We start from the raw sequence: 26,615 nt of genomic DNA on the forward strand, positions 1-26,615 counted from the left end.
CGCGCACTCTCCAGCTTTATGTGAGCCAGCGCTTGCGACGGCGGTAGTGCTTGATTTCGTGGAAATTCCGGCCTTCGGCGCCGCCGAGATAAAACTCTTGAATGTCGGGGTTTTTCTTCATGGCTTCGGCGCTGTCGTGCATCACGATGCGGCCGTTTTCTATCAGGTAGCCATGGGAAACCACTTCGAGCGCGGCAATGGCGTTTTGCTCGACCAGAAGCACCGACAGGCCCTCTTTCTTGTTGATGTTTTGCACGATCTCGAAAATCTCGGCCACGAGAAAAGGCGCCAGCCCGAGGCTGGGTTCGTCGAGCATCAGCAGTTTGGGCTGGGTCATCAGGGCTCTGCCAATGGCCAACATTTGCTGCTCGCCGCCCGAGAGGTAGCCAGATTGCGCGTTGCGACGCTGGTGGAGGCGCTTGAAGTAGGAATACACCATGTCTTTGTTGCGCAGCATGTCCTGGCGGTTGCCGCGCACGGCCGAGGCGGCGATCAGATTCTCGTCAGGCGTCATGTGCTCGAAAACGCGCCGCCCTTCGAGCACGTGCACGATGCCGAGCTTGACGCGCTCCTGGGGTGCCAGGGCGTCGATGTTCTGTCCCTGGAAGCGCACCTCGCCGCGCGACACCTGGCCGCGCTCCGGGCGCAGCAGGCCGCTGATGGACTTGAGCGTCGTGCTCTTACCGGCGCCGTTGGCGCCGAGCAGGGCGACCATGCCGCCTTGCGGCACTTCGAGCGAAACCCCTTTGATCGCGAGCGATACGCTGTCGTAGATGACCTCGACGTTGTTCAGCGAAAGCAGCGGGGCGGAGGTGTTTCCGGGGGCAGCCTGGCCTGCAGCAGTGGGGCTGGAAGTCACTTGCATGGGTTTTCTTTCTGTTTATTTGCGCACATAGCCAAAGGGCCAAACCAGCAGGTAATTGCGCACGTTGCCGTACAACTTACCCAATCCCATGGGTTCAACGAGCAGGAAGATGATGATCAGGGCGCCATAGACAGCGTTGGGGATATGCGCCAGGCTTTCGACGCTGAGAGACACGCCGGCCAGCTTGGCCGCGCCGTTGATCAGGCTGTTCATGAAGCCGGGCATCAACAGGATGAACGCCGTGCCGAAAAAGCTGCCGATGATGCTCCCCAAGCCGCCCACGATGACCATGGCAAGCAGTTCGATGGAGATATTGAAGGCGAACTGTTCGGGAGTCGCTGCACGGTAGAAGGTGAAGACGAGCAAGGCTCCGCTGACGCCACCGATGAACGAAGAGGTGGCGAAGGCGACCAGCTTGTAATAAAGGCTGTGCACCCCGATCACCGCCGCGGCATAGTCTTTTTCACGCACGGCGACCAGGGCGCGGCCGAGGCCGGTGCGACGCAGGTTGAGCATGAAAAGGGTGACCAGCAAACACCACCCCAGCGCCACGTAATACAAGCCCGCTTCAGAGGTGATGGCCTGGCCCAGCAGTTTGAGCGCAGGTGCCTGCAACGTCGCCTGCGTGCCCCCGCTGATTGCAGGTACGTGCGAGATGACCCAGTCCATCACGAACTGCAGCGCCAGCGTGCTGAGTGCCAGGTATAGCCCTTTGACCCGCAAGGCCGCGAAGGCGAACACGATGCCAATGGCGGCGGCCATCAGCCCGCCCAGGATCATGGCGATCTCCCACGGAACGCTGTTGCGCGCCGCATGGATGGCGGTGTAGGCGCCGATCCCCATGATGGCGGCGTAGCCGAAGTGGAATTGCCCCGCCCATCCCAGGATGAGATTGAGCCCCAGCACTGCGGAGGTCCACACCAGCCAGGGCAGCATGTGGGTGTTGAGGGTCAGAGAGCTCAGCGTAAAGGGCGCGAGCAGTGCCACTAGGAGCAAAAATCCCACCATCCAGCGGTCTGCGGGCAGCGGAAATACCGCCCGTGCATGCGCGTAACTCGTATGAAAAATACCTGCTTGGCGAAAAATCATGGCGCTTAAATCCTTTCGATGTCATGACGGCCAAACAAACCATGGGGCCGAATCATGATGGTCAAAATCAGGGTGGCAGCAACCACCAGTTCGCGGCTTCCGCCGCCCACGAGCGGATCGAGGTAGCCGGCGGCCACGCCTTCGAGCAGACCCAGCAGCAGGCTGGCGAGAATGGCGCCGCCAATGCTGTCCAGCCCGCCCAGCACGGCAACGGTCAGGCCCTTGAGCAGCAGCAAGGCCAGCCCCTGGTTCACGCCCTGCACCGAGCCCCAGAGCACGCCCGCCGTGGTGGCCAGCACCGAGGCCATGGCCCAGGACGTGGCGATGCCTCGTTCCACCGAGATGCCGACCGACCAGGACGCGATGTAGTCGTCCGAGATGGCGCGCAGCACGATGCCGCGGCGGGTGTGGAAGAAAAACAGAAAGACAAGGAACAGCGCCACAGCCACCACGGCCCCTACGACGTAGGCGCGATTGATCAGCAGCGGGCCGAGAAACAGCGGCTCGTCACTGATGCCGATGTTCATGGGTGCGCCCGTGCTGCCCCAGATCGACATGGCGGCCGCGCGCGTGAAGATGTCTATGCCCAGCGTCATCATCAGAATCATGATGACGGGCCGCCCGGCAAGGCGCCGCAGGGCTACGCGCTCTATCCCCATGCCCACGAAAAACATCACCACCATGGCCAATGGAATGGCCAGCCACAGCGAAACGCCGAGGCCACGCGCAATGGCCAGCACCACATAGGCGCCCAGCATGGTCATGGCCCCTTGCGCCAGGTTGGGCACGGAGGAAGACTTGTAAATAAGCACGATGCCCAGCGCGACCAGCGCATACATGAGCCCGGAAAGTGCGCCGTTGATGGCCAGTTCCGCAAACAATGAAAAATCCATGCCTCAAACCTCCTGTACCGTGAGTTCGCGCTCAATGGAGCCGACTTCTCCGGTCTCGTATGTGATCTGCGCCTTCATCGTGACGGACTTCTTGCCGCTGTAAATGGCGTCGATGATGGGTGCGTAACGCTGCTCAATCACGTTGCGGCGCAGCTTGCGCGTGCGCGTGACCTCGCCGTCGTCCGGATCGAACTCCTTGTGCAGCGAGACGAAGTGGCGCAGCTTGAGTGCGTCGGGCAGGATGCCGTTGACGCGCTGCACCGCTTCCGTGATGAGCTTGATGACCTCGGGGTTTTGCGACAAGTCGGCGTAGGACATATAAGAAATCCCGCGCACTTCGGCCCAGTGCCCCACGGTTTCCTTGTCGATGCAGACCATGACGGCAAGGCTGTCCCTGTCCTTGCCAAGCACCGCGGCATCCTTGATGTAGGGGCTGAACTTGAGGCGGTTTTCGATGTAGTTCGGGATGAAGCGTTCGCCCTTGGCGGTGTAAACCACTTCGGACAGGCGCCCGAGCACCACGATGTGGCCGTCCGGCTCCAGGTAGCCCGCGTCGCCCGTGTGCAGCCAGCCGTTTTCCAGGGCTTCCTGCGTGGCTTTTTCGAGCTTGTAGTAACCGGAAAACACGCTGCCCGAGCGCAGCATGATTTCGCCGTTGTCGGCAATTTTGACTTCCACGCCGGGCAGGGGCTTGCCCACCGTATGCAGGCGTACTTCCTGGGGGTCTTGCAGGGCATTGAAGGCGCTGCTTTCGGTCTGGCCGTAAAACTGGCGCAGCTTGACGCCCAGCGCACGGTAAAAGACAAAGGTGTCTTCCCCGATGGCTTCGCCGCCAGTGAAGGCGTGCCTCAGACGGGTCAGGCCGAATTGATCTTTGATGGGGCCAAAAATCAGCAATTCGCCCAGGGGGCGCAGCAGGCGATTCTTGAGGGAAACGGGTTTGCCCTCGAGTTTCTGGCGTTCTGCGGTCAGGGCCGAATTCATGAACACGTCGTAGAGCCACTTTTTCAGTGGCGTGGAATCCTCCATGCGCACCTGGATGGTGGTCAGCATGTTGTCCCAGCTGCGCGGCGCTGCCAGATAGAAAGAGGGCGCCACTTCACGCAGGTCGTGCAAGACGGTTTCCTGGCGTTCGGGGATGTTGATGACGAAGTGCAAGGCCACGCCCGCGCCCATGGTGATGGCAAAGTCGCCCACCCAGGCCATGGGCAGGTAGGCCAGCACGCTTTCGCCAAAGTCGAAAGCACCGCCACGAAAGGCGTTGCCCACGCCGGTGAGAATGTTCTTGTGGCTCAGCACCACGCCTTTGGGTTTGCCCGTAGTGCCCGAGGAGTGGACGAATACGGCCGGGCCCTCGGGCTTGGCACTTTCGATCAAGGTCTTGCGCAGGGAGGGTTCGGCGCGCAGGCGTTCGATGCCCCGCGTTTGCAGCTTGTCCCAGGAGACGAGCCCGGGGTGCTGGTAACTTGCAAGACCGCGAGGCTCGTCGTAGATGATGTGCTCGATGGAGGAACTGACTTCGCCCAGGTCCAGCGCCTTGTCCACCTGCTCCTGGTCTTCTGCGAGGACGAAGCGCGCGTTCGCCTCATGCATGAAATGGCGGATTTCGTCGGGCGTGGCGTCAGGGTACGCGGGCATGGCATAGCCGCCGAGCGCGCCCGCAGCGAGCATGCCCATGTAGAGATTGGGGCGGTTGTCGCCCAGCACGAGCAAGGCGTCTTCCTTGCCAAAGCCCATACTTTGCAGGCTTGCTGCAAAGGCCAGGGTGGCGTCGAGCATTTGCGCCCAGGTGGTTTCTTGCCAGATGCCCAGGTGCTTTTCGCGCATGGCAACGTGGTCGCCAAGCACTTCGGCGTTGCGCGCCAGAAGGCGCACCAGGGTGGTGTCGGCCCCGAGGTCCCAGGTAGCGGAGCGGTTTTCAGCGCGTTGCATGCGCACCCCCCAGATAGGCTTTGATCACGCGCTCGTCTTTGATGACTTCGCTGGGAATGCCGGTGCCTATCGTTTCGCCGTAGCTCAGCACCATCATGCGGTCGCAAATGCCGGTGATCACGTCCATGTGGTGCTCGATCAGCAGCACGGTGACACCGCGTTCGTCGCGCGCGTCGAGAATGAAGCGGGCCATGTATTCTTTTTCCTCCTGGTTCATGCCGGCCATGGGTTCGTCGAGCACGAGAAAGCTGGGCTCCGCGACCAGTGCACGCGCCAGTTCGACGCGTTTTTTGAGTCCGATGGGAATGCTGTCCACGAGTTCGTCGCGCACGCTTTGCAACTGCATGAAGTCGATCACTTCTTCAACCTTGCGGCGGTGGGCGATCTCCTCGTCGCGGCTCAGCCACCAATACAGAGCGGTCTTGAGCACGCCGGGTTTCATGTGGATGTGACGCCCGAGCAGGATGTTGTCGAGCACGCTCATGCCGTTGAAAAGCGCAAGGTTCTGAAACGTGCGCGCCACACCCAGCGCGGCCACTTTGTGGGGTGCCATGCCGGTGATCTCGCGTCCATTGAGCCAGATGCTGCCGACCTGGGGCGGGAAAAATCCCGTGATGGCGTTGGTCATCGTCGTCTTGCCGCTGCCATTGGGCCCGACCAGGCCAAAAATTTCGCCGCGCTCGATGTGCATGTTCACCCCTGTGAGGGCAACCAGTCCACCGAAGCGGCGCTCCACGCCCCGACATTCGAGGACAGGAACCGCTTTCTGCTGTTCAGCATGCATGTAGTGGTATCCGCTTGTTGTAGAAGTTGAAAAACGACCGATGCCGCGCCAACTTCCGCCGCGACATCGAACGCCGACGTGCGAACCGTATGGGCGGGCCACCGTAAAAAAGAAGGCGCAATGTTAGTGCCGAACGCTTGTTAGTTTCTTCGGGGTTTGCCCTAGGTAGCTCGTTTTTTGGGAGTGCTGTGTAGGCGCTTTTGCGTGGCGCCCGGGGAGGACTAGCAGACCAAACTGGGCGGAGCGCGTGTGCGAAAGGAACTCCCGGCAGGCTGGCGTGCTGTGTTAACCTCCGCCCCCATGCGCAAATCCCTCTGTCTTTTGCTTTTCGCCTGCGCCGTGGGGGCGCACGCGGCTCCTGCGACAGGCTCTGCAGACGAAATGGATAAATTCCCGACGGACAATGGCCTGCTCGGGCAATGGAACGAGATGCGTAGTTCCGTCGCCGAAAAGGCGCATTCCGTGGCAGACCGGGCATCCGACCTGGTGGTCAACGCCATGGGCTTTCTGGGTGTGCCCTATCGCCGCGGCGGCAGCAGCGCTGAAACGGGCTTTGATTGCAGCGGTTTCGTGCGCGCCATCTACCAGCAGACTGTCGGCCTGGTCTTGCCGCGCAGTGCCAACCAGCAGGCGGCCAATACCCAGGTCATCGATAAGAAAGAGCTGCAGCCGGGCGACCTGGTGTTTTTCAACACCATGCGTCGCGCATTCAGCCATGTCGGGATTTACGTGGGTGACGGCAAGTTCATCCACGCACCACGCAGCGGCGCCGAGGTGCGCGTGGAAGACATGCAGATGGCTTATTGGCAGCGCCGCTTCGACGGTGCGCGCAGGGTTCTGGCACCTGCGGCGACGACAGGGCAGCAGTGAGGGCTTGACCTCGGGGTGGCTGGGCTTGCTGCCATCTTCGCGCTGTATCCGGGCTTATGTTTGGACGCGAAAGAAGCCGGCGCCAGCCGTTCCTCTCCCCACCTCTTCTTCCGTGGCCTCGCGCACGGCATGCACCGTGAGTTGCAGACGCAAGGCGATCCCAGCCAAAGGGTGGTTGCCGTCCAGCACCACGTGATCCGGATAGAGCTGCGCCACGGTGTAAAGCCCGTCGCGCGGAATGTCTTTGCTGCAAGCCTGCGGCAAAGCGCTGCCCTCGAAGCACATGCCTTCTTCGATTTCTGCGGGAAAGCACGCGCGGGGTTCGAGAAACAATCGTTTTTCGTCAAAGTCGCCAAATGCGTCCTCGGGCTCGAGGTGCAGCGAAAGCTGGGCGCCGGGCGCATGGCCTTGCAGGGCCTGCTCGATGCGCGGCAGCAAATCGTTGCCGCCTACCAGAAACTCTACCGGGTCATCGAGCACGTCAAGGACGTCGCCCAAGGTGTCCTTCAAGGTCCAGGTGAGCGCGACCACGCATTGGGGGGTGATTTCCATAGGAGAATTGCCGTTTCGTGAGCCATTGTGGCTCGTTTAAATGCGTCTATTTTCATGGATATTCAACAACCCCTCGCCCTGCTGGGCGGCCTGAGCCCGGCGCAGTTCATGCGCCGCCATTGGCAGAAAAAACCTTTGCTCGTGCGGCAGGCGTTGGCCGGGTTCGCGCCGCCAGTGCTGCGCGCCGGCCTGTTTGCGCTGGCAGGCCAGGAGGGCGTGGAGTCGAGGCTGGTGCAGCACACGGACGGTGCCTGGCAGCTGCGCCATGGCCCGTTTGCGCGCCGTGCACTGCCGCCGCTGGCGCAGCCGCGCTGGACCTTGCTCGTGCAGGGCGTAGATTTGCATGATGAGCGGGTACACGCCTTGATGCAGCAGTTCCGCTTCGTGCCCGACGCCCGGCTTGACGACTTGATGGTCAGCTATGCGACCGATGGCGGTGGCGTGGGGCCGCACTTCGACAGCTACGACGTATTCTTGCTGCAGGCCCATGGGCGGCGCCGCTGGCGCATCGGGCGCCAGAAAGACCTGCGCTTGCGCGAAGACATTCCCCTGAAGGTGCTGGCGCACTTCGAGCCCGAGGAAGAATTCGTGCTCGGGCCTGGCGACATGCTCTATTTGCCGCCCCGTTATGCCCATGACGGCGTGGCCGAGGGCGAGTGCATGACGTATTCGATCGGCTTTCGCGCCCCGCAGCGCCGGGAGCTCGCGCAGGAGCTGCTGCTGCGGGTTGCGGAAAGCGCAGCTGAACAGGAGGCGCCGGAACATCGCTATCGTGATGCCGGGCAGCAAGCTGCGGTCCATCCTGCCGCGATGCCCGAAGAACTCCAGCAATTTGCGCACGCTGCGGTGCAACGTGCGCTGGCGCAGCCCTGGATACTGGAGCGCGCGCTGGGCGAATACCTGAGCGAGCCCAAGCCCAGCGTGTGGTTCGAGCCCACCGTGGGCGGGATTCTGCAAGGCGGCGTCGTGCTGGACCGCCGCACGCGCATGCTCTACGACGCGCACCACCTGTTCATCAACGGCGAGAGCTATCTGGCTGCCGGGCGTGATGCCTCCTTGATGCGCCGCCTGGCCGACGCGCGCCGGCTGCAGGCACAGGAATTGGCGCGCGCCAGCAAAGAGGCGCTGGAGCTTCTGGCTTCGTGGTGCGAGGCTGGCTGGGCGCATGCTTGCAGCGATGAGGAGTAGCCTTTATGACCGATGTCGTCTCGATACCGCAAGAAGGTGGCCCGACCGAATTGCCCACAGGGCGTTTTGCCGGACGCGAGGTTTTCGTGGAGCAGGTGCGCGCTGCCTTTGCCATGGCGGCGCAAGCTGGCTGGAAGGAAATCATCGTCAGCGATGCCAATTTCCATGACTGGCCCTTGGGAGAACGCGCCGTCATCGATGCGCTGCAGGCCTGGGCAAGCAATGGCAGGCGCTTCACCATGCTTGCCTGCACTTACGACGAGGTGATCCGGCGACATGCGCGTTTCGTGCGCTGGCGTGCCACCTGGGAGCACATCATCACCTGTCGGCGCAGCGCCGGAGCCGACCCGCTGGAGATTCCCAGCGTGTGGTGGTCGCCGGGGTGGGTCTTGCAGCGGCTCGATGTGGCGCACTGTGCCGGGGTGATGAGCGCAGCGCCACAGCGCCTCGTGGCCGTGCGTGAGTCGCTCGAAGAATGGGTGCACAACAAGAGCGCGCCGGGTTTTCCGTCAACCACGCTGGGGTTGTAACGTTGTTAATCAACATGCACCGGGAAAGTGCTTGGATGCAACAGTGTTCGCCTTTCAAGGCGTCTCAGTGTTAGTGGGTATTGACGAATCTCCCTATAATCCATTTTTGTGCATCGATGAACTCCCAAGTGCATCCTGCCAGCGCGTAGATGGCTAGAGGAATCTGTCGCGATGGTGTTTCCATTTCATCTGTCAACTAGGAAAACTGCAATGAAAAACTCTCTCGTCCTGGCTACCTTGATCGCTGCCGCCGCCCTCGCCGCTTGCGGCAAGAAGGAAGAAGCTCCTGCGCCCGCACCGGCACCTGCCGAGGCTCCTGCTCCTGCTCCGGCTCCCGCTCCGGCTGAAGCGCCTGCTGCACCGGCTTCTGCTGAAGCCCCGGCTGCTGCACCTGCTGCTGACGCATCCGCTGCTCCCGCCGCCGACGCATCCGCTGCCAAGTAAGCACGGTACAGAGGGCAGACTGCGCTCTAAGGGGGTGCAGTCCGCTGGGCGGCAATCCGATTGCCGCCATAAAAAAACCGCTTCAATGCATGAAGCGGTTTTTTTATGCGCGAACGCTGCGCGCGATTTTTTGTGCTGGTAAACGAGGCCCCAAAGCAGTAAGCGGGCGCACCGGCGGCGCGCCCACTGACCGCCACTCAGCGCAGGTCTTCCACCAGCACCTTCAGGATGCGCTCCGCGTTGGCCGAGGATTCGGGGGCACCGGTTTCGTTCAGCACGGACACGGTGCTGGTGTTGCCTTCGGCCTGTACGCGGATGCGGTACTTGAGCGGCGGCGCGGCATCCGAGCTGCCAAAAATCTTGCCGAAAAAGCCGGGCTCTTTCTTCTCGGCGGTGGGCGCGACGTAGCGCACGAAATACAGCCCTTCGTTGCGGTTGCGGTCCTCCACGGTGAAGCCCGTGCGGTCGAGCGCGAGGCCGACGCGGCGCCAGGCGCGGTCGAAACCTTCATTGATCTGCACCACGGGCGCGCTGTTGACGGTAGCCAGGCGCGCCATCGATGCCTTGGGCGCGGGTGCAGCGGCCACGGCCTTGGCTTGTTCCTGGCTCACACCGAGCTTGACCATCAGGCGCCGCAAAAATTCGGCTTCGAGCTCCGGGTCGGACTTGCGCGGCTGCCAGACGGTGGAGTCCTTGGTGGAGCTCGCATAAACCTCTTCCATGCCGCGGTGGGTGATGTAGATCTCGGTGCCGCCTGCAGCGTTGCGTTCGAGGCGGGTGCGGAATTTGTCGCGCTCGCCGGTGGAGTAGAGCGAGTCGAACACCTTGCCTATCGTGGAGCGGATGAAGTCCTGCGGAATCTTGGCGCGGTTTTCGGCCCAGTCGGTTTCCATGATGCCGAGTTCCGGCTGATCGAGCACGAGGTTGAAGCCGTTTTCCTGCCAGAAAGTGCGCACCGGGTCCCAGAGCTTGTCGGCGGGGCGATCGACGACGAGCCAGCGCCGCTCGCCGTCACGCTCGATGCGCACGTCGGCGATCTGCGCCACGGCAGTCTTGGATTCGGCCTCGGCCTTGTTCGTGGCCTTGCCCGCTTCGAATGCTGCCGCGGAAACGGGCCCGCCCGGCACCACGTAGCGACTTTCTTGCGACAGCTGGGTCAGGTCAGGGGGCACTTCGAGTGTCGATGCCTTGGTGGCGCTTTTGTAATCGACTTTGTCGCTCTCCAGAACAGAGCATGCGGACAAGGCCAGGGCAAGGCCCAGCAGGCCGCAACGTGCAGAATGGTTCACGCGGAAATCCTCTGAGAATCTTGGAAGGAGGTGCTTACAGCAGGCCGCTGGCGCGCAGCGCGGCTTCTACCTGCGCTTCGTAGGCAGACTGCAGCGGCGTCATGGGCAGGCGCAGCGTGGCGCCACACAAGCCCATGCGCGCCATGGCCCATTTGACCGGGATGGGGTTGGCCTCTACGAACAATTGCTTGTGCACGGGCATCAGGCGGAACTGGACTTCCATGGCGCGGCGCACGTCACCGGCGAGCGCCGCGGCGCAGAGTTCACGCATCAGGCGCGGCGCCACATTGGCCGTGACGCTGATGTTGCCGTGACCGCCGCAGAGCATGAGCGCGACGGCCGTCGGATCGTCGCCCGAATACACGCCAAATCCTTGCGGCAGCTCGCGGATCAGCCACTGCGCGCGTTCGATGTTGCCCGTGGCTTCCTTGATGCCGATGATGCCGGGCACTTGGGCCAGGCGCAGCACGGTGTCGTGCTGCATGTCCGCCACCGTGCGGCCGGGGACGTTGTAGAGGATGACGGGCAGGTCGCCCACGGCCTCGGCGATGGCCTTGAAATGGCGGTACTGGCCTTCCTGTGTGGGTTTGTTGTAGTAGGGCACGACCTGCAGTTGGCTGTCGGCCCCGACTTTTTTGGCGAAGCGCGCGAGTTCGATCGCTTCGGCGGTGGAATTGGCGCCGCAGCCCGCCATGATGGGCACGCGCTTGGCGGCCTGCTCGACCGCGACGCGGATGATTTCGCAGTGCTCTTCGACATTCACGGTGGGCGATTCGCCCGTGGTGCCGACCACGCTGATGCAGTCGGTGCCTTCGGCAATGTGCCAGTCTATGAGTTTGCGCAGCGTGGCGTAGTCCACGCTGCCGTCTTCGTGCATGGGGGTGACGAGGGCGACGATGCTGCCGGTGAGAGAGACGCGAGAGGAGGTCATGTCCGCAAGTGGAATCAGGAATGGGGCATTCTAACTAGGAGCCCGCTGGATCATACGGGGCGTGCGCAGTTTCCTCATGGGGCAGGTGCGCGCAGCAGCGAACGGTCAGAGCGCTGCGGATGCTCCTGGGGTCGCTCCAACGGCGGGGTTCAGACACCATCTGCGAGCAGGCTCGGCAGCGTCTGCGCCGCGGTGCCGCGCAGCACCCGATGGGCGACACCGTCGAGTTCGCTCGCGTGCGGGTTGACGACGACCACCTTGGCGCCAGCCTGGCGTGCCTGGTGCGCGAGCCCTGCGGCCGGATAGACCTCGCCCGAGGTGCCGACCACGAGCATCAAGGCGCAGCGCTGCGCGGCCTGCTCGGCGGCGTGCAGCGTGGCCGGAGGCAGCATCTCGCCGAACCACACGACATCTGGGCGCAGCATGTTGCCGCAGTCGGGGCAGCGCGGTGGGTTGTCTGCCTGGGCGTGGCTTGCGGCGCAGACGCGGCCGCTGTGGCGCGCATGAAAGCACAGGTCGAGCCAGCGGTCTTGAAAGATGTTGCCGTGCAGCGCCAGGGCGTCGGTGCTGCCGGCTTTTTGGTGCAGGCCATCGACGTTTTGCGTGATCACCGTGAGGCGCCCTGGGTGGCGCTGCTGGTAGGCGGCGATGGCGTAGTGGCCGGCGTTGGGTTTGACCTGGGCCATGGCGGCGCGGCGCTCGGCGTACCAGTTCCAGACGAGCTCGGGCTGGGCACGAAAGCCTTCTTCGGTGGCGAGTTCGGCGGGGTTGAAGCGCGCCCACAGGCCGGTCTGCGTGTCGCGGAACGTGGGGATGCCCGATTCAGCGCTCATGCCTGCGCCGGTCAGCACGGCAACGTGCTGCGCGGCCTGCAGCCAGGCGCGCACTTGCGCAAAGTCGGGGCTGGAGTCAGGGGATGCGGTCATGGCAATGGGCCTATGGAGAGAAGAGGCGGGCAAAAAGGCCGATGACCGAAACGGGCCGGAAAGACGCTCAACCGGCCATGGCCATGGGCCCAAGATGCGCTATATCTTGCCGATTTTGCCCCGCCGCGGCAATCCCGCGCACCACGTCGCCGACCACGATCACCGCGGGGCTGGCCAGGCCCTGCGCGGCAATGGTGGCCGGCAGCGTGGCCAGGGTGGCGGTGGCGTGGCGCTGCGTGGGCAGGCTGGCGTGTTCGATCACGGCCACGGGCGTGTGCGCGGGCAGGCCGGCGAGCAGGCCCTGCGCGATCTCGCCGGCGTGGCGCATGCCCATGTAGATCACGAGCGTGAGGCGCGCGGCGTGCGCGGTGTGCGCGAGCAGGGGCCAGTCCACCCCCGGCGCGCCGGGCTGGGCGTGGCCGGTGACGAAGAGCACGCCATGCGCGTGGGCGCGGTGCGTGAGCGGCGCGCCCAGCGCGGTCATGCCCGCGAGGCCGGCGGTGATGCCGTTGACCACCGTGACGGGCACGCCTGCGGCGCGCAGGCGCTCGACTTCTTCCCCGCCGCGGCCGAAGATGAACGGGTCGCCGCCCTTGAGGCGCACCACGGTTTCGCCGGCGCGCGCGGCCTGGAGCATGAGCTTTTCGATGAAGGACTGCGGCGTGCTTTTGCAGCCGCCGCGCTTGCCCACGTGCACGATGCGCGCGCTGGGTGCGGCGTAGGCCAGGATGGCGTCGCTCACCAGGTCATCGACGAGCAGCAATGTGGCGGCTTCGATGGCCTTGAGCGCCTTGAGCGTGAGCAGCTCCGGGTCGCCCGGGCCGGCGCCGACCAGGGTGCAGCTGCCAGGATGCGGGTGGGCCGAGGAGGCGATGTTTTCGGTCATGGCAGGGTCCTTGATGCGGGTTCGGTGGCGGGGGCTCTTCAGGCGGTGCGGGCAGCGCTGGTGTTTGAGGCGACTTTGCGACTGAGCTGCACGATGTATTCCACCTGCTGGGCCAGGGCTGGCGGGATGGGCAGTGCGCCGGCCAGCACGGCGCGGGTGTAGTGCGCGGTGCTGGCCGCGTCTATGCTGCTGGGCAGGCCCGGCACTTCGGGCGCGGTGCCGGGCTGCTGCGCTTGCACAGGCAGGTGCTGGCCATGCACGAAGGCGTCGTAGCGCGGCGCGCGGCGCGGGTCGGCGCAGACTTCGCCCTCCAGGCCGCGCGAGAGCAGGGCGTTCATGCCGCGCAGTGCGCAGGTGCCGCACAGCACCTCGAGGTATTCGGGGTGGGTGTAGCTGCCGACCAGCAGGGTCGGGCCCGTGCTGGGCGCGATGAGCTTGGCGACGCTGTGGCCGGGGTTGCGCAGGCCGACGACCTCGCGCACCGCGAGCAGGCGCGCAAGGCCCGGTTGCAGCTGGGCCGTGGAGATGTGGGCGAGCGTGCCGTTTGCTATTTTTTCGGGAGCTTCCAGCGCAGGTATGTAGAGCGCAAGGAGCACTTCTTGTGCCGTAACCCGGCGCGCCTCGGTGCGCATGCCGTGCAGCAATACGGGCAGCCCTTCGCGTGCCAGCAGCAGCGCCAGCAAGGGCGTGAGCACCGGCAGTTTGCGCGCGCCGTTGTAGCTGGGGAGCACCACCAGAGGGCGATCGCTGGCCGGGAAGGCGTTGAGCCGCGCCTCGGTGGCATCGAGAAAGCCGGCCATCTCGGCTGCGGTTTCGCCTTTGATGCGCATGGCCAGGCAGAACGCGCCGATCTCCAGGTCGCTGACGCTGCCGTCCAGCACCTGCGCGAACAAGTCCGCGGCCTGCTCGCGCGTCAAGGCGCGCGCGCCCCGCACGCCGCGGCCGATTTCTTTGAGGTAGTGACTGATACCCATGGTGTGCATTGTTGCGGGGTGCTGATGAAAACTGGTTATATAGGAATATGCCTTACAGGGCCTTGTGTCATGCCGCTGCAGCGGCGCTGGGCAGGCTGCGGCGCACCAGGCGGCGCAATTGCGGGATGCAGGAGCCGCAATTGGTGCCGCATTGCAGTTGCTGCTGCAGGGCTGCCAGCCGCCCTTCCTCGCTGCCGTGGCAGCTGGCGAGGCAGGACAGGATGGCGTCTTCGCGCACGTTGAAGCAGGTGCAGACCTGGGGGCTGGTGGCGGCCAGGGTGATGGGTGCCTGGGCGCCGGGGGCCAGCAGCAGGCGGCCGTAGGGCTGGGCGGGCAGGGCGTCCTGCAGCAGCGGGCGCAGCCAGGTTTCGGCACGGGTGTCGCCCGCCAGCACGAAGGCCTGCAGCAGCAGGTCGCCGCCCGACGGGGCGAGGCGCATGGTGCGGCGCTGGCCGGTCTTGCGGTCGGCATAGCGCAGCGCGTGTGCATCGGCAAGTCCGAGCAGTTGTTCGATCTGGGTCAGCACGGCGTCGGGCGGGGCTGCAGGGGCGGCGGCGCGCAGCAACACCCCGCTGCGCTCGCGCCCGAAAGGGACGCAGGCCGCAAAAGCGAACTGCGGCATCAGCGTGCGCAGCGCCGCGTGGGTGGTAAGCACGTCGTCCTCGGGCAGCCAGGCCATGGCGAGCAGTGACCAAGGCAATGCGGCTTTGGTGATGCGCACGGCGCTGTGCTTGAACTCGGGCTGTTTGGAGCGGGGGCACAGCGCTGCGCCGGTGAGGCCATTCACGCCGCTGCCCGGGCTTGCATTGCTGCCGCTACCGCTGCCGCCAAGAAACTCCGCGCCCCAGTGCATGGCCATGAAGGCCTGGCCGGGAGCCAGGGCATCGCTGGGCTGCACGGGGGCGATGAGGCTGCCGCGGCGGCTGGCCACGTGCACCAGATCGCCCGGTTGCAGGTCGTGGCGTGTGAGGTCCTGGGGGTGCAGTTCCAGCGCGGGTTCGGGAACATGGCCGAACAGCCGGCCCAGCGTGCCCGTGCGCGTCATGCCATGCCACTGGTCACGCAGGCGCCCGGTGGTCAGCGCCAGCGGGTAGCGTGCATCGCGCGGTTCGGCCACGGGCTGGTAGGGCTGCGCGTCGAAGCGGGCACGCCCGTCGGCGGTGGGAAAGATGCCGTCCGCGTACAGCCGCGCCGCGCCCGAGGCCGCGCCTGCGGGGCAGGGCCATTGGGCGGGCGCGAGTTCGAGCGCGGCGTAGCTCAGCCCGGTGATGTCCAGGTCGCGTCCGCGCGTGGCGGCGCGGTGCTCGTTCCAGATCGATTCGGGATGGGGGTAGGGAAAGAGCGTTGCCTGTCCGGGGCGCAACACGGCTTCGAGGCGGTGCGCAAAGTCCACGGCGATGGCCCAGTCGTGGCGCGGGCCATTGTCGGTGGGGTCGGTGGGGTCGGTGGAGTCGGTGGAGCGCGGCGGCGGCACGGCGGCGCGCACGCGCGAGATGCGGCGCTCGCTGTTGGTCACGGTGCCCTCTTTTTCGCCCCAGGTCGTGGCGGGCAGCAGCAGGTCGGCGAAGTCGCAGGTGGCGGCGGTGGCGAAAGCCTCTTGCACCACCACGAACTCGGCACGCTGCAAGGCGCGGCGCACCGTGGCCTGGTCAGGCAGCGACTGCGCGGGGTTGGTGCAGGCGATCCACAGCGCCTTGATTTCTCCATCGGCGGCGGCCTGGAACATTTCCACCGCGGTTTTGCCCGGGCGCTGCGGCAGGTCGGGTACGCCCCACAGCGCGGCAATCTCGGCGCGGTGCGCCGGGTTGGCGAGTTCGCGGTGGCCGGGCAGCAGCTGGGCGAGCGCGCCCACTTCGCGCCCGCCCATGGCGTTGGGCTGGCCGGTGAGCGAGAACGGCCCGGCGCCGGGCCGGCCGATCTGGCCCGTGGCCAGATGCAGGTTGATCAGCGCGGTGTTTTTGGCGGTGCCGCTGCTGCTCTGGTTCAGGCCCTGGCAGTAGAGGCTTAGCGTGGGCTGGCGCGACTCGCCGGGTTCGATGCCGGCAAACCAGCGCGCGGCCAGGGTCAGCGCGTCCACGCTGATGCCGCAGACCTGGGCCACGAGCTGCGGCGGGTAGTCGCGCACCAGGGTTTGCAAGTCTTCGAAGCCGTGTGTGTGGGCGGCGATGAAGCGCGTGTCCGTCCAGCCTTCGCGCAGCATCAGGTGCAGCATGCCGTGCAGGAGCATGACGTCGGTGCCGGGCTCTATGCGCAGGTGCAGGTCGGCGATTTCGGCCGTGTCGGTGCGGCGCGGATCGACGACGATGATCTTCAGTGCGGGCCGCGCGCGCTTGGCGTCTTCGATGCGCCGGAACAGGACGGGGTGCGCGTAGGCGGCGTTGCTGCCCGCGATGAACAGGCAGCGCGCATGCTGCAAGTCGTCGTAGCAGGCGGGCGGGGCGTCGGCGCCCAGCGTGGCCTTGTAGCCGGCGACGGCGCTGCTCATGCACAGGCGCGAGTTGCTGTCGAGGTGGGGCGTGCCGATCAGGCCCTTGGCGAGCTTGTTGAAGACGTAGTAGTCCTCGGTGAGCAATTGGCCGCTCAGGTAAAAGCCCACGGCCTCGGGGCCGTGCGTGCGCAGGGTGTGTGCAAAGCGGTCGCAGGCCCATTGCAGGGCTGCGTCCCAGCCGAGCGCTTGCGCCGGTCCCTGGCGCTGCAGGCGCCGCAGGGGCTGCAGCAGGCGGGTCTGGCGCGCGACGTGGGGCGCGGCCGTGAGGGCCAGCGTGGCGCCCTTGGTGCACAGGCGGCCGAAGTTGGCCGGGTGCTCGGGGTCGCCGCGCACGCCGGTGATCTGCGTGCCATCAGAGGCGATGAGCACGCCGCAGCCCACGCCGCAGTACGGGCAGGTGGAGCGGGTTTCTGTCATGTGCATGGCTGCTGGCAGTTGCGCGTGGCCGCAGGGCCAGCGGGCGGGCGGCTGAGTTCGGTGGCGTGGTGGGCCAGTTCGTCGGCGCGCAGGCAGACCCTGTCGCCCTGCACCTGCACGGCAAAGCGCGGCGTGCAGCCTTCGTCGGGCGCAGCCGCCTGGCCGCTATCCAGGCGGATGGTCCAGTTGTGCAGCGGGCAGGCCACGCTGGTGCCGAAGACGATGCCTTGCGACAGGGGGCCGCCTTTGTGTGGGCAGCGGTCGAGCAGGGCGAAAACCTGATCGGCCTCGGTGCGAAACAGGGCGACGTCCAGGCCCTGCGCGCGCGCCACGCGGCGCGCGCCGAGCACGGGAATGTCGCTCACGCGGCAGACGGGGATCCATTCGGTCATGGCGCTTCCTTGCATGGTGTGATATTGAATTGATAGCTTGCTGCGCTTGCTACATGTGCCTCAGGCAGCGATTTTGCTTGTAATCAGCGGCTCGAACTGGCGTGTGTCCACCTGGGCTTGCTCGAGCGCGGCCCAGGGGTCGGGCTCGTCGGCGAGGGCCTGCTGCAGCTGCGCCCACAGCGCTTGGCGGCCGGCGGCATCGTCGAGGATGCGTTGCTTGACGTAGTCCAACCCCACCCGGGCAACGAAGTGCACGGTGCGCTCGAGGTACCAGCCCTCCTGGCGGTACAGCTCGCAGAAGGCGCCGGTGTATTCGAGTACCTCCTCGGCGCTCTTGAGCTTGGTGAGGAAGTGCGCGACCTCGGTCTTGATGCCGCCGTTGCCGGCCACGTACATCTCCCAGCCGCTATCGACGCCGATGATGCCCACGTCCTTGATGCCGGCCTCGGCGCAGTTGCGCGGACAGCCGCTGACGGCGAACTTGACCTTGTGCGGCGCGTACATGCCCACGAAGGCGTGCTCCAGGTCCTTGCCCATCTGGGTGCTGTCCTGCGTGCCCATGCGGCACCACTCGCTGCCCACGCAGGTTTTCACGGTGCGCAGCGCCTTGGCGTAAGCGTGGCCGCTGGGCATGCCCAGGTCGCGCCAGACGGGGATCAGGTCTTCCTTCTTGACGCCGAGCAGGTCGATGCGCTGCCCGCCGGTGACCTTGACGGTGGGGATGCGGTATTTGTCCACCACGTCGGCGATGCGGCGCAACTCGGCGGCGCTGGTCTCGCCGCCCCACATGCGCGGCACCACGCTGTAGGTGCCGTCTTTCTGGATGTTGGCGTGGCTGCGTTCATTGATGAAGCGGCTTTGCGGGTCGTCCCTGGCTTCCTTGGGCCAGGTGCTGAGGAGGTAATAGTTGATGGCCGGGCGACAGCTTGCGCAACCATTGGGCGTGCGCCAGGCAAGGGTGCGGAACACCTCGGGAATGGAGAGCAGCTTGTGCGTGCGGATGGCGTCGCGCACGGCCTGGTGGCCGTGCTCGGTGCAGCCGCACAGGGGCTTGAGCTTGGGCGTGGCGGAGTAGTCGCCACCGGCGCTGAACATCAGCAGCTGCTCCACCAGCCCGGTGCACGAGCCGCAGCTGGCGCTGGCCTTGGTGTGCTTGCGCACTTCGTCGAGCGTGAACAGGCCCTTTTCCTTGATGGCCTTGCAGATGGTGCCCTTGGTCACGCCGTTGCAGCCGCAGACTTCATCCGAGTCGGCCATGGCGGCGGCCTTGTTGTGGCCCTCGTGGCCGGTGTCGCCGATGTTCGATTCGCCAAACATCAGGCGGTCGCGCAGGTCGTGCACACTGCGGCCTTCGCGCAGCAGCTTGAAGTACCAGCTGCCATCGACCGTGTCGCCGTACAGGCAGGCGCCGACGAGCTTGTCGTTCTTGAGCACGAGTTTTTTATAGACGCCGCCCATGGGGTCGCTGAGGATGATCTCCTCGGCATCCTTGCCGCCCTGGAAGTCGCCCGCGCTGAACAGGTCTATGCCCGTGACCTTGAGTTTGGTCGAGGTCAGCGAGCCGCTGTAGCGCCCGATGCCGAACTCTGCGAGGTGCGTCGCGCAGACCTTGCCCTGCTCAAACAATGGCGCCACCAGCCCGTAGGCAATGCCCCGGTGCGCCGCGCATTCGCCTACGGCGTAGATGCGCGGGTCGGTCACGGTTTGCAGCGTGTCGCTGACCACGATGCCGCGGTTGACGTGCAGGCGCATGCTTTCGGCCAGGGCCGTGTTCGGGCGTATGCCCACGGCCATCACCACCAGATCGGCGGGCAGTTCGGTGCCGTCCTGCAGGCGCACGGCGCACACGCGCCCCTCATGGCCCAGCAGCGCCTGCGTCTGTGCGCTCATCTGGAACTGCATGCCGCGCTCGTGCAGCGACTTTTGCAGCATCTTGCCGGCCACGGCGTCGAGCTGGCGCTCCATCAGCCATTCGCCCACGTGCACCACGGTGACGTGCATGCCGCGCTTCATCAGGCCGTTGGCCGCCTCCAGCCCCAGCAGGCCGCCGCCTATGACCACGGCGTGGCGGTACTGGGCTGCGGCGGCGATCATGGCCTGGGTGTCGGCAATGTCGCGGTAGGCGAGCACGCCCTCCAGCGCGGTGCCCGGGATGGGCAGCATGAACGGGTTGGAGCCCGTGGCGAGGATCAGGCGGTCGTAGCTGGCGCTGCGCACCTCGCCCGCGGCGTTGACGCCGGTGACCAGGCGCCGCAGCCTGTCCACCGCGCTCACCTTGAAGCCGGCGTGCAGGGTGATGCCGTGCTCGGTGTACCAGTCCCAGCCGTTGAGGACGATCTCGTCGAGCGTCTGCTCGCCGGCCAGCACGGGCGAGAGCAGGATGCGGTTGTAGTTGGGGTGCGGCTCGGCGCCGAAGACCGTGATGTCGTAGAGGTCGGGGGCGATCTTGAGCAGCTCTTCGAGCGTGCGCACGCCGGCCATGCCGTTGCCGACGAGCACGAGTTTCATTTTGGCTTGCGGGGGGATTTGCATTTCCATGGCAGTCTCCTGGGGCGCGGGCTCAGGCCGCATGTTCGACATGCGCCTGGCGGGTGTAGAGAAAGTCCAGCACGGCTTTGCGGCAGTGTTGGTATTGCGGGTCTTCGGCCAGTGCGACGCGGCTGCGCGGGCGTGGCAGCGGCACGCTCAGCACCTCGCCAATGGTGGCCGCCGGACCATTGGTCAGCATCACCACCTTGTCGGACAGCAGCACGGCCTCGTCCACGTCGTGCGTCACCATGACCACGGTGCTGTGCGTGCGCGCCACGATGTCCAGCAGCTCGTCCTGCAGCTTGGCGCGGGTCAGCGCATCGAGCGCGCCGAAGGGCTCGTCCATCAGCAGCACCTGCGGCTCCATCGACAAGGCGCGCGCAATGCCCACGCGCTGCTTCATGCCGCCCGAGATTTCGCCGGGGCGCTTGTGCGCCGCGTGCGTCAGCCCCACCAGGGCCAGGGCGGCATCGGTGCGCGCGCGCAGCTGGGCCTTGCTTTCGCGCGCGCCGAACACCCGCTCCACGACCAGGTGCACGTTGTCGAAGCAAGTCAGCCAGGGCAGCAGCGAGTGGTTCTGGAACACCATGGCGCGCTCCGGCCCTGGGCCCTTGACTTCCTTGTTGGCGCACAGCAGCACGCCTTCGGTGGGGGTGGTCAGGCCCGCGATGAGGTTGAGCAAGGTGGACTTGCCGCAGCCCGAGTGGCCGATCAGGGCGACGAACTCGCCCTTGGCAATGCACAGGTCGATGTCGCGCAGCGCCGGGAACGGGCCTTTGGCCGTGTGGAAGGTCTGGGCCACGCCCTGGACCTGGATGAATTTGCGGTGCAGGGCATCGTTCATGTGCGCACCTCTTCGAAAGTCAGTGCCGTGGCCAGCTTGACGAGGGCGTATTCGAGCAGCAGGCCGACGATGCCGATCACGAAAATGGCGATGATGATGTTCTTGACGTTGAGGTTGTTCCACTCGTCCCAGACCCAAAAACCTATGCCCACGCCGCCGGTCAGCATCTCCGCCGCCACGATCACCAGCCAGGCGGTGCCCACGGCCAGGCGCACGCCGGTCAGCAGGTAGGGCAGCACGGCGGGCAGAAGGATCTTGGTCGCGATCTTCCACTCCGACAGCTGGAGCACGCGCGCCACGTTCATGTAGTCCTGCGGCACGCGCTGCACGCCGATGGCGGTGTTGACGAGCATGGGCCAGATCGAGCAGATGAAGATCGTCCAGATGGCCGCGGGGTGGGCGCCCTTGAATACCAGCAGCCCTATGGGCAGCCAGGCCAGCGGCGACACCGGGCGCAGCAGGCTGACCAAGGGGTTGCACATGCGCTGCAAAAAGGGAAAACGCCCGATCACGAAGCCCGCCGGAATGCCCACCAGCGCCGCCAGCCCGAAACCCAGAGCCACGCGCTGCAGTGACGCCAGCACGTTCCAGCCCACGCCCTGGTCGTTGGGGCCGTTGCGGTAAAACGGGTCGCTGAACACCTGCCGCGCCTGCGCCCAGGTCTCCTGCGGCGTGGGGATGCTGTGCCCGGTGGCGGTCGAAACCAACGCCCACACGCCGAGCAGCAGGCCCAGCCCACACAGCGGCGGCAGCAGCGCGAGCCACAGGCGCCGTGACCAGGCACTCGCATTGGGTTTGGCCGGCGGCGTGCGCGGCGTGGACCGGGCCGGCGCCGGGGCTGGCTGGGCGGGCTGGGGTGCAGGCCCGGCGGTGGGAGGGGCGTGCGGCGGGGAGTGAAAGACGGCGCTGACCATGGCAGGCTCCTGGGGGAAAAGAAGGAGGGGTGATGGGATGTGGGGCGGGTGCAGCCGCTCAGAACCTGTTCTCAAGCCTTGAGCTGGAAGCCGTCGGCGTACCTGGCGGGGTCTTTGCCGTCCCAGACCACGCCGTCGATCAGCTTGTGGCTGCGCATGGCGCTCTTGGGCAGCGGCACCTTGGCGGCGGTGGCGGCCTGCTGATAAACGTCGATACGGTTGACCTTTTTGGCCACGGCCAGATAGTCCGGGTGGGCCGTGAGCAGGCCCCAGCGCTTGTGCTGGGTGAGGAACCACATGCCGTCGCTGAGGTAGGGAAAGTTCACCGCGCCGCCGTCGTAGAACTTCATGTGCAGCGGGTCGTCCCAGGTCTTGCCCAGGCCGTTCTGGTAACGCCCGAGGATGCGCTGGTTGATCGCATCGACGCTGGTGTTCACGTAGGCCTTGGCGGCGATGGTCTCGGCCATCTTGTTCTTGTTGGCCAGGCTTTCGTCGATCCAGCGGCTGGCCTCCAGGATGGCGGCGGTGACGGCGCGCGCCGTGTTCGGGTTCTTCTGCACGAACTCGGCCGTGGTGCCCAGCACCTTTTCGGGGTGGCTGGGCCAGATGGCCTGCGATGTGGCGGCGGTGATGCCTATGCCGTCCATGATGGCGCGGTGGTTCCAGGGCTCGCCCACGCAAAAGCCGTCCATGTTGCCCACGCGCATGTTGGCCACCATTTGCGGCGGCGGCACGGTGATCACCTTGGCGTCCTTCAGCGGGTGGATGCCGTTGGCCGCGAGCCAGTAGTAAAGCCACATGGCGTGCGTGCCCGTGGGGAAGGTATGGGCAAAGGTGTATTCACGTTTTTCGCCGCGCATCAGCCTGGCCAGACTGGGGCCGTCGGTGGCGCCTTGCTCGGCCAATTTTTTGCTCAGCGTGATGGCCTGGCCGTTCTGGTTGAGCGTCATGAGCACGGCCATGTCTTTTTTGGGGCCGCCTATGCCCAGTTGCACGCCATAGACCAGGCCGTACAGCACATGGGCGAAGTCCAGTTCGCCGCTCACGAGCTTGTCGCGCACGCTGGCCCAGCTGGCTTCCTTGCTGGGGATGATCTTCACGCCGTACTTCTGGTCCAAACCCAGCACGCTGGCCATGACTACGCTGGCGCAGTCGGTGAGCGGAATGAAGCCGATCTTCACCTCCTTTTTCTCGGGGGCATCGGAGCCCTGGGCATGCACGAGCGCGCGCAGCGCAGGGCCGGCGCCCAGCGCGCCCACGGTGGCTGCCTGCAACACGGTGCGGCGCTGAAGGCTGGTTTTCAACAATTCGGTCATGGGAGCGCTTCCTTCGGTTGGGTGTTGAAAAGGCAAAAACAAAAAGGCGTCCTCATGCCGTTCACGCCTGCCAGCGGCAGCGCGCAAACGCATGGGGACGCCTTTGTCCGGTAAGGGGCTGCCGCCACCCGCCGTTGGGTGGGGCCGCCTGCAAGACCTGCGTTGGTCTTGGCTATTCAAAGCAAGCGGCATGCCAGTCTTATCTGGCGCTCGGTGTGCTCTTGAAAGAGTAGCTTTTAATGACCGCCGAATGGGCGCTTTGGGCGATTTAGACCTGCAGGACGTGGGGCGGGCGCAGGGCACCGCGGAGGGGCACGGGTTTTGTGCACTGCACCATCGTGGGGTATGCCCTGGCTATCCGAGCAAGTCCGCTGCGTCGAGCACGCGCTGCGCCAGCTCGCCGAGTTTGAGTCCCTTGTCCATGGCCAGCTTGCGCAGCTTGTCGTAGGCCTGCTGCTCGCTCAGGCCCTGGCGCTGCATGAGCAGGCCCTTGGCGCGGTCTATGGTTTTGCGCTCCGAAAGCGCGTTGCGCGCCTGTGCCAGCTCCGCGCGCAGCGCCTCGTCATGGGCAAAGCGCGCCAAGGCCACTTCCAGAATCGGGCGGATGCGCTGCGGCGCCAGCCCGGCCACGATGTAGGCCGTCACGCCCGCAGCCACGGCAGCGGGCACGTGCGAGGTGTCTTCGTCGTTGGTGAACATCACGATGGGGCGGCGCGCGGCGCGTGTGGCCAACACCACGTGCTCGAGGGCGTCGCGCGCCTCGCTTTCGGCATCGACGATGATCAAATCGGGCTGCAGCTGGGCCAGGCGCTCGCTCAGGAACACGTCGGCGGGCAGCGTGGCGACGAGGTTGTAGCCGTTTTCCAGCAGCCCTATGCGCAGCGCGCGCGAACGCTCGGCCTGCAGCAGGGCGTGCTCGTCGTCAGGGTCGCTCACGGCCAGATCGGGGGCCACGACCACGATGCGCAGGGTTTCGGTCATCGCCGCAAAAAAGCAAGAAGCACGCCGGGGATGCGCATAGAACCGGGATTTTTCATGAGGACACGGGACGATGACGGGGCGGTTGGCGAAGCAGTGATCCCAATGACCGTTGGCTGTCCACCAACGCTCGCATAGGTGCGAAGCACCGCCTCATGGACAAGTTGGGCAGAAACAAATTTTTATTGCGCTCAGCAGCAGCTAAGTCTGGTTGCGTACCTTCTTTGCTGTGCAAATTCCTGCACTTTTTTGGAGAACATCATGTATCGCTACACCAAACTTTCCCTGCTGGCCATCGTCTTCGCTGCAACCGGCGCAGTCGCCTACGCCGCCAAAGGCGACATGGAGAATGATGCCTTGAGCGTCACCAAGGCCAGGATTCCGCTCGTCCAGGCCGTGACCGTAGCCGAACAACACGCGAACGGCAAAGCGTCGCGCGCCGAGTACGAGAACTCGAAGCAGGGCTGGGTCTATGACGTAGAGGTCGTCAGCGGAGCCAAGGTCTTCGATGTTCGGGTCGATGCCGACAAGGGCACGGTCATCGGGTCTGCCGAAGACAAGGCGGATCACGATGACGATCACGACGAATAAAACAGACGACCTGCAAGGATGGCCGGATCGCCCCCACTATGCGGCGATCCGGCCCGCAGACCTCATGGAATCACTCAACCAAACATTGTTTCTCTGGCTCAACGCGTCGGAGCATCCCAGCGCTCTGGCGCTGATGCCAGCCATCTTCCTTGCCGAATGGTTTATCTGGACGATCCCCTTCCTGATCGGCATCGGCTGGCTATGCGGCAACGAGGACACCCGCAAGGCGATGCTTGTCGCAACCGCGTCGGGATTGCTGGGCCTACTCATCAACCAAGTCATCGGCCTGGCTTGGTCACATCCCCGGCCTTTCATTATCGGCCTGGGCCACACCCTCGTTCCCCATGTCGCCGATTCCTCATTTCCAAGCGATCACCTGACGCTGTGGTGGGCGGTCGCGTTCAGTCTCATGCTGCAACGGGGCCAACGAATCGCAGGTATCGGCTCGGCCTTGTTGGGAATCCCCATTGCTTGGGCACGCATCTATCTGGGGGTTCACTTCCCGCTCGATATGTTCGGGGCTGCTGCCGTCGCAGCAATCTCGTCGTGGCTGACGTTGCGCGAAGTGCGGTGGTATCTGGAGCCGAGCTACCGGCTTGCCTGCGGCATCCATCGCAGAATTTTTGGCACGCTGATCGCGCTGGGATGGGTGCGCGAGTGAGCCTATGGGCGGGCTAAGTCTGCGTGTTCAAACTGACGACAACCCAATCTCAACAGGAAGACACCATGCACAAATTGCCCACGAGCAGCTCTACAGGCTGGCTCAACAAAGTTCCGGAAGTCGCGCTGTCATTCTGGATCATCAAGATCATGTCCACCACGGTGGGTGAGACCGGGGCCGATTATTTGGCGGTCAACGCGGGCTTGGGCCAAGGCATGACCCGCGCGATGATGGCTGCTTTGCTGGCGGCAGCGTTGTTTGCCCAGTTGCGCACCCGCCGCTACACGCCTTGGATTTACTGGCTGACGGTAGTACTGGTCAGCGTGGTCGGCACCCAGATCACCGACCTGCTGACCGATGGCCTCGGCGTCAGCCTGTACGTCAGCACCTTGGCGTTCGCCGTGGCGCTTGCCGCGATCTTCTTCGTCTGGTATCGGGTCGAGCGCACCCTGTCCATCCACGACATCGTGACGCGCAGCCGCGAGCTGTTCTATTGGGCCGCCATTCTCTGCACGTTTGCGCTGGGCACTGCTGCTGGCGATTTGGCGACCGAGGCATTGGGCCTGGGATTTACCTGGGGAGCGGTGGCCTTCGGAGCGCTGATCGGCATCACCTACGCCGCCTGGCGCATGGGCGGCAATGCCGTGTTGACCTTCTGGATTGCCTACATCCTGACCCGTCCCTTCGGGGCCGCGCTCGGCGATTTGCTGACGCAAGCCAAGACCTATGGCGGCCTTGGCATGGGTGCTATGTGGACGAGCGCCCTGTTCCTCTCGGTGATCGTCTTGCTGGTGGCTGTCGCACAGATCGGCATGAACGCAAGCCGCTCTACCCAGCTCTCTGAATAGCCCGCTTCCCACTACACAAGGAGAAAAGCATGACCAATCAGCAATCAATCGTACGCTCTGTCGTCGCTGTTTCAGCGGCCGTACTCCTGGCTCTGGCAGTCGGTTGTTCCAAGCCAGCCGATCAGAACAGCGCGAGCGCAGCATCGACCACACCGGGCCAGAGTATCTCGGCCTCGCAAGGCACATCCGCCTCTAAGCTCGGCGACCTGTCGGCCTTCCGCAGCATTGCTGCCGACGTAGCCGCCCTCGTGGATAAGGGAGACTTGCCCGCTGCCAAAGCTCGCATCAAGGATTTGGAAGTCGCATGGGACTCCGCTGAGGCGGGTTTGAAACCACGAGCAGCTGATGACTGGCATGTGCTCGACAAGGCCATCGACGAATCACTTGCGGCGCTGCGTGCCGACACGCCGAGTCAGGCCGACTGCAAGGCAGCGATGGCCGCCCTGCTGAAAACCTTCGACGCCCTCCAAGGAAAGTGAGCGTG

Annotated in this window: 26 protein-coding genes; 8 read left to right on the plus strand and 18 right to left on the minus strand. The window is 65.1% G+C overall.

Translation table 11 applies throughout. The annotated features are described in order from the left end of the window. Positions 1-16 precede the first annotated feature (16 nt). The 5 genes from FK527_RS01200 to FK527_RS01220 all read right to left on the minus strand — a co-directional run bounded on the left by FK527_RS01200 (position 17) and on the right by FK527_RS01220 (position 5,563). A complete protein-coding gene (locus FK527_RS01200) occupies positions 17-865 on the minus strand; it encodes an ABC transporter ATP-binding protein (RefSeq protein ID WP_144728853.1) in 849 nt (282 codons plus the stop codon). 15 nt (positions 866-880) lie between these two features. Beyond that, the gene (locus FK527_RS01205) at positions 881-1,801 is read right to left on the minus strand and encodes a branched-chain amino acid ABC transporter permease (protein WP_246072614.1); all 921 of its coding nucleotides are present in this window, start codon (positions 1,799-1,801) and stop codon (positions 881-883) included. A gap of 158 nt (positions 1,802-1,959) precedes the next feature. Beyond that, positions 1,960-2,847, minus strand: coding sequence for a branched-chain amino acid ABC transporter permease (locus FK527_RS01210; protein ID WP_144728857.1), 888 nt, complete (start codon positions 2,845-2,847; stop codon positions 1,960-1,962). Positions 2,848-2,850: 3 nt separating this feature from the next. Next, on the minus strand, positions 2,851-4,779 hold the full coding sequence (locus FK527_RS01215) for an AMP-dependent synthetase/ligase (protein WP_144728859.1): 1,929 nt from the start codon (positions 4,777-4,779) through the stop codon (positions 2,851-2,853). After that, positions 4,766-5,563: an ABC transporter ATP-binding protein gene (locus FK527_RS01220; RefSeq protein ID WP_144728861.1), complete on the minus strand. Its 798-nt coding sequence runs from the start codon at positions 5,561-5,563 to the stop codon at positions 4,766-4,768. The genes FK527_RS01215 and FK527_RS01220 overlap by 14 nt, the downstream gene beginning before the upstream one ends. Before the next feature lie 300 nt (positions 5,564-5,863). Between FK527_RS01220 and FK527_RS01225 the strand changes: the two genes are divergently transcribed. After that, positions 5,864-6,433 (plus strand): C40 family peptidase, encoded by a 570-nt coding sequence (locus FK527_RS01225; RefSeq protein WP_144728863.1) that lies wholly within the window; start codon positions 5,864-5,866, stop codon positions 6,431-6,433. A gap of 54 nt (positions 6,434-6,487) precedes the next feature. On the opposite strand, the gene FK527_RS01230 is transcribed toward FK527_RS01225, so the two are convergent. Beyond that, positions 6,488-6,985: an FKBP-type peptidyl-prolyl cis-trans isomerase gene (locus tag FK527_RS01230; protein ID WP_144728865.1), complete on the minus strand. Its 498-nt coding sequence runs from the start codon at positions 6,983-6,985 to the stop codon at positions 6,488-6,490. Positions 6,986-7,039: 54 nt separating this feature from the next. On the opposite strand from FK527_RS01230, the gene FK527_RS01235 reads away from it, so the two are divergent. From FK527_RS01235 to FK527_RS01245, 3 genes are all read left to right on the plus strand, one after another. Then, positions 7,040-8,173 (plus strand): cupin domain-containing protein, encoded by a 1,134-nt coding sequence (locus FK527_RS01235; protein WP_144728867.1) that lies wholly within the window; start codon positions 7,040-7,042, stop codon positions 8,171-8,173. A 5-nt stretch (positions 8,174-8,178) separates the two neighbouring features. Next, complete coding sequence (locus FK527_RS01240; RefSeq protein ID WP_144728869.1) at positions 8,179-8,703, plus strand: hypothetical protein; 525 nt, start codon at positions 8,179-8,181, stop codon at positions 8,701-8,703. 210 nt (positions 8,704-8,913) lie between these two features. Further along, on the plus strand, positions 8,914-9,147 hold the full coding sequence (locus FK527_RS01245; RefSeq protein WP_144728872.1) for a hypothetical protein: 234 nt from the start codon (positions 8,914-8,916) through the stop codon (positions 9,145-9,147). Positions 9,148-9,344: 197 nt separating this feature from the next. Here the strand turns inward: FK527_RS01245 and bamC are convergent, their stop codons facing one another. From bamC to FK527_RS01305, 12 genes are all read right to left on the minus strand, one after another. Next, positions 9,345-10,436, minus strand: a complete 1,092-nt coding sequence (gene bamC, locus FK527_RS01250; RefSeq protein WP_144728874.1) for an outer membrane protein assembly factor BamC — start codon at positions 10,434-10,436, stop codon at positions 9,345-9,347. A gap of 34 nt (positions 10,437-10,470) precedes the next feature. After that, complete coding sequence (gene dapA, locus FK527_RS01255; RefSeq protein WP_144728876.1) at positions 10,471-11,367, minus strand: 4-hydroxy-tetrahydrodipicolinate synthase; 897 nt, start codon at positions 11,365-11,367, stop codon at positions 10,471-10,473. A gap of 149 nt (positions 11,368-11,516) precedes the next feature. Beyond that, positions 11,517-12,293 carry an SIR2 family NAD-dependent protein deacylase gene (locus FK527_RS01260; RefSeq protein WP_144728878.1) on the minus strand — a complete coding sequence of 259 codons (777 nt, stop codon included), beginning with the start codon at positions 12,291-12,293 and terminating at the stop codon, positions 11,517-11,519. A 67-nt stretch (positions 12,294-12,360) separates the two neighbouring features. Further along, positions 12,361-13,179, minus strand: coding sequence for a uroporphyrinogen-III C-methyltransferase (cobA, locus tag FK527_RS01265; RefSeq protein ID WP_144728880.1), 819 nt, complete (start codon positions 13,177-13,179; stop codon positions 12,361-12,363). 38 nt (positions 13,180-13,217) lie between these two features. Next, entirely contained in the window at positions 13,218-14,153 is a 936-nt protein-coding gene (gene ybiB, locus FK527_RS01270; protein ID WP_144728882.1) for a DNA-binding protein YbiB, read from the minus strand. A gap of 67 nt (positions 14,154-14,220) precedes the next feature. Next, positions 14,221-17,058 carry a nitrate reductase gene (locus tag FK527_RS01275; RefSeq protein WP_144728884.1) on the minus strand — a complete coding sequence of 946 codons (2,838 nt, stop codon included), beginning with the start codon at positions 17,056-17,058 and terminating at the stop codon, positions 14,221-14,223. Continuing rightward, positions 17,055-17,450 (minus strand): nitrite reductase small subunit NirD, encoded by a 396-nt coding sequence (gene nirD, locus FK527_RS01280; RefSeq protein WP_144728887.1) that lies wholly within the window; start codon positions 17,448-17,450, stop codon positions 17,055-17,057. Before nirD ends, FK527_RS01275 begins: the two co-directional genes overlap by 4 nt. A 60-nt stretch (positions 17,451-17,510) precedes the next feature. Further along, positions 17,511-19,988, minus strand: coding sequence for a nitrite reductase large subunit NirB (nirB, locus tag FK527_RS01285; protein ID WP_186298351.1), 2,478 nt, complete (start codon positions 19,986-19,988; stop codon positions 17,511-17,513). Positions 19,989-20,010: 22 nt separating this feature from the next. Further along, positions 20,011-20,823 (minus strand): ABC transporter ATP-binding protein, encoded by an 813-nt coding sequence (locus FK527_RS01290; RefSeq protein WP_144728889.1) that lies wholly within the window; start codon positions 20,821-20,823, stop codon positions 20,011-20,013. Then, the gene (gene ntrB, locus FK527_RS01295; protein WP_144728891.1) at positions 20,820-21,737 is read right to left on the minus strand and encodes a nitrate ABC transporter permease; all 918 of its coding nucleotides are present in this window, start codon (positions 21,735-21,737) and stop codon (positions 20,820-20,822) included. The genes FK527_RS01290 and ntrB overlap by 4 nt, the downstream gene beginning before the upstream one ends. Before the next feature lie 71 nt (positions 21,738-21,808). Next, positions 21,809-23,053 carry a CmpA/NrtA family ABC transporter substrate-binding protein gene (locus tag FK527_RS01300; protein WP_144728893.1) on the minus strand — a complete coding sequence of 415 codons (1,245 nt, stop codon included), beginning with the start codon at positions 23,051-23,053 and terminating at the stop codon, positions 21,809-21,811. A gap of 354 nt (positions 23,054-23,407) precedes the next feature. Further along, positions 23,408-24,034: an ANTAR domain-containing response regulator gene (locus FK527_RS01305; RefSeq protein ID WP_144728895.1), complete on the minus strand. Its 627-nt coding sequence runs from the start codon at positions 24,032-24,034 to the stop codon at positions 23,408-23,410. A gap of 258 nt (positions 24,035-24,292) precedes the next feature. Between FK527_RS01305 and FK527_RS01310 the strand changes: the two genes are divergently transcribed. The 4 genes from FK527_RS01310 (at position 24,293) to FK527_RS01325 (ending at position 26,610) form a co-directional block, all read left to right on the plus strand. After that, positions 24,293-24,622, plus strand: coding sequence for a PepSY domain-containing protein (locus FK527_RS01310; protein ID WP_144728897.1), 330 nt, complete (start codon positions 24,293-24,295; stop codon positions 24,620-24,622). Positions 24,623-24,686: 64 nt separating this feature from the next. After that, positions 24,687-25,283, plus strand: a complete 597-nt coding sequence (locus FK527_RS01315; protein ID WP_144729406.1) for an undecaprenyl-diphosphatase — start codon at positions 24,687-24,689, stop codon at positions 25,281-25,283. A 65-nt stretch (positions 25,284-25,348) separates the two neighbouring features. After that, positions 25,349-26,131 (plus strand): COG4705 family protein, encoded by a 783-nt coding sequence (locus FK527_RS01320; protein WP_144728899.1) that lies wholly within the window; start codon positions 25,349-25,351, stop codon positions 26,129-26,131. 29 nt (positions 26,132-26,160) lie between these two features. Further along, complete coding sequence (locus tag FK527_RS01325) at positions 26,161-26,610, plus strand: hypothetical protein (RefSeq protein ID WP_144728901.1); 450 nt, start codon at positions 26,161-26,163, stop codon at positions 26,608-26,610. Positions 26,611-26,615 lie beyond the last annotated feature (5 nt).

The sequence above is a fragment of the Extensimonas perlucida genome, assembly GCF_007655255.1.
GTDB classification, from domain to species: domain Bacteria; phylum Pseudomonadota; class Gammaproteobacteria; order Burkholderiales; family Burkholderiaceae_C; genus Extensimonas; species Extensimonas perlucida.

Excerpts from the sequence above, each read along its gene's own strand:
- FK527_RS01200 (WP_144728853.1), bottom strand. The coding sequence starts at position 865 with ATGCAAGTGACTTCCAGCCCCACTGCTGCAGGCCAGGCTGCCCCCGGA.
- FK527_RS01205 (WP_246072614.1), bottom strand. The coding sequence starts at position 1,801 with ATGCTGCCCTGGCTGGTGTGGACCTCCGCAGTGCTGGGGCTCAATCTC.
- FK527_RS01210 (WP_144728857.1), bottom strand. The coding sequence starts at position 2,847 with ATGGATTTTTCATTGTTTGCGGAACTGGCCATCAACGGCGCACTTTCC.
- FK527_RS01215 (WP_144728859.1), bottom strand. The coding sequence starts at position 4,779 with ATGCAACGCGCTGAAAACCGCTCCGCTACCTGGGACCTCGGGGCCGAC.
- FK527_RS01220 (WP_144728861.1), bottom strand. The coding sequence starts at position 5,563 with ATGCATGCTGAACAGCAGAAAGCGGTTCCTGTCCTCGAATGTCGGGGC.
- FK527_RS01225 (WP_144728863.1), top strand. The coding sequence starts at position 5,864 with ATGCGCAAATCCCTCTGTCTTTTGCTTTTCGCCTGCGCCGTGGGGGCG.
- FK527_RS01230 (WP_144728865.1), bottom strand. The coding sequence starts at position 6,985 with ATGGAAATCACCCCCCAATGCGTGGTCGCGCTCACCTGGACCTTGAAG.
- FK527_RS01235 (WP_144728867.1), top strand. The coding sequence starts at position 7,040 with ATGGATATTCAACAACCCCTCGCCCTGCTGGGCGGCCTGAGCCCGGCG.
- FK527_RS01240 (WP_144728869.1), top strand. The coding sequence starts at position 8,179 with ATGACCGATGTCGTCTCGATACCGCAAGAAGGTGGCCCGACCGAATTG.
- FK527_RS01245 (WP_144728872.1), top strand. The coding sequence starts at position 8,914 with ATGAAAAACTCTCTCGTCCTGGCTACCTTGATCGCTGCCGCCGCCCTC.
- dapA (WP_144728876.1), bottom strand. The coding sequence starts at position 11,367 with ATGACCTCCTCTCGCGTCTCTCTCACCGGCAGCATCGTCGCCCTCGTC.
- FK527_RS01260 (WP_144728878.1), bottom strand. The coding sequence starts at position 12,293 with ATGACCGCATCCCCTGACTCCAGCCCCGACTTTGCGCAAGTGCGCGCC.
- cobA (WP_144728880.1), bottom strand. The coding sequence starts at position 13,179 with ATGACCGAAAACATCGCCTCCTCGGCCCACCCGCATCCTGGCAGCTGC.
- ybiB (WP_144728882.1), bottom strand. The coding sequence starts at position 14,153 with ATGGGTATCAGTCACTACCTCAAAGAAATCGGCCGCGGCGTGCGGGGC.
- FK527_RS01275 (WP_144728884.1), bottom strand. The coding sequence starts at position 17,058 with ATGACAGAAACCCGCTCCACCTGCCCGTACTGCGGCGTGGGCTGCGGC.
- nirD (WP_144728887.1), bottom strand. The coding sequence starts at position 17,450 with ATGACCGAATGGATCCCCGTCTGCCGCGTGAGCGACATTCCCGTGCTC.
- nirB (WP_186298351.1), bottom strand. The coding sequence starts at position 19,988 with ATGGAAATGCAAATCCCCCCGCAAGCCAAAATGAAACTCGTGCTCGTC.
- FK527_RS01290 (WP_144728889.1), bottom strand. The coding sequence starts at position 20,823 with ATGAACGATGCCCTGCACCGCAAATTCATCCAGGTCCAGGGCGTGGCC.
- ntrB (WP_144728891.1), bottom strand. The coding sequence starts at position 21,737 with ATGGTCAGCGCCGTCTTTCACTCCCCGCCGCACGCCCCTCCCACCGCC.
- FK527_RS01300 (WP_144728893.1), bottom strand. The coding sequence starts at position 23,053 with ATGACCGAATTGTTGAAAACCAGCCTTCAGCGCCGCACCGTGTTGCAG.
- FK527_RS01305 (WP_144728895.1), bottom strand. The coding sequence starts at position 24,034 with ATGACCGAAACCCTGCGCATCGTGGTCGTGGCCCCCGATCTGGCCGTG.
- FK527_RS01310 (WP_144728897.1), top strand. The coding sequence starts at position 24,293 with ATGTATCGCTACACCAAACTTTCCCTGCTGGCCATCGTCTTCGCTGCA.
- FK527_RS01315 (WP_144729406.1), top strand. The coding sequence starts at position 24,687 with ATGGAATCACTCAACCAAACATTGTTTCTCTGGCTCAACGCGTCGGAG.
- FK527_RS01320 (WP_144728899.1), top strand. The coding sequence starts at position 25,349 with ATGCACAAATTGCCCACGAGCAGCTCTACAGGCTGGCTCAACAAAGTT.
- FK527_RS01325 (WP_144728901.1), top strand. The coding sequence starts at position 26,161 with ATGACCAATCAGCAATCAATCGTACGCTCTGTCGTCGCTGTTTCAGCG.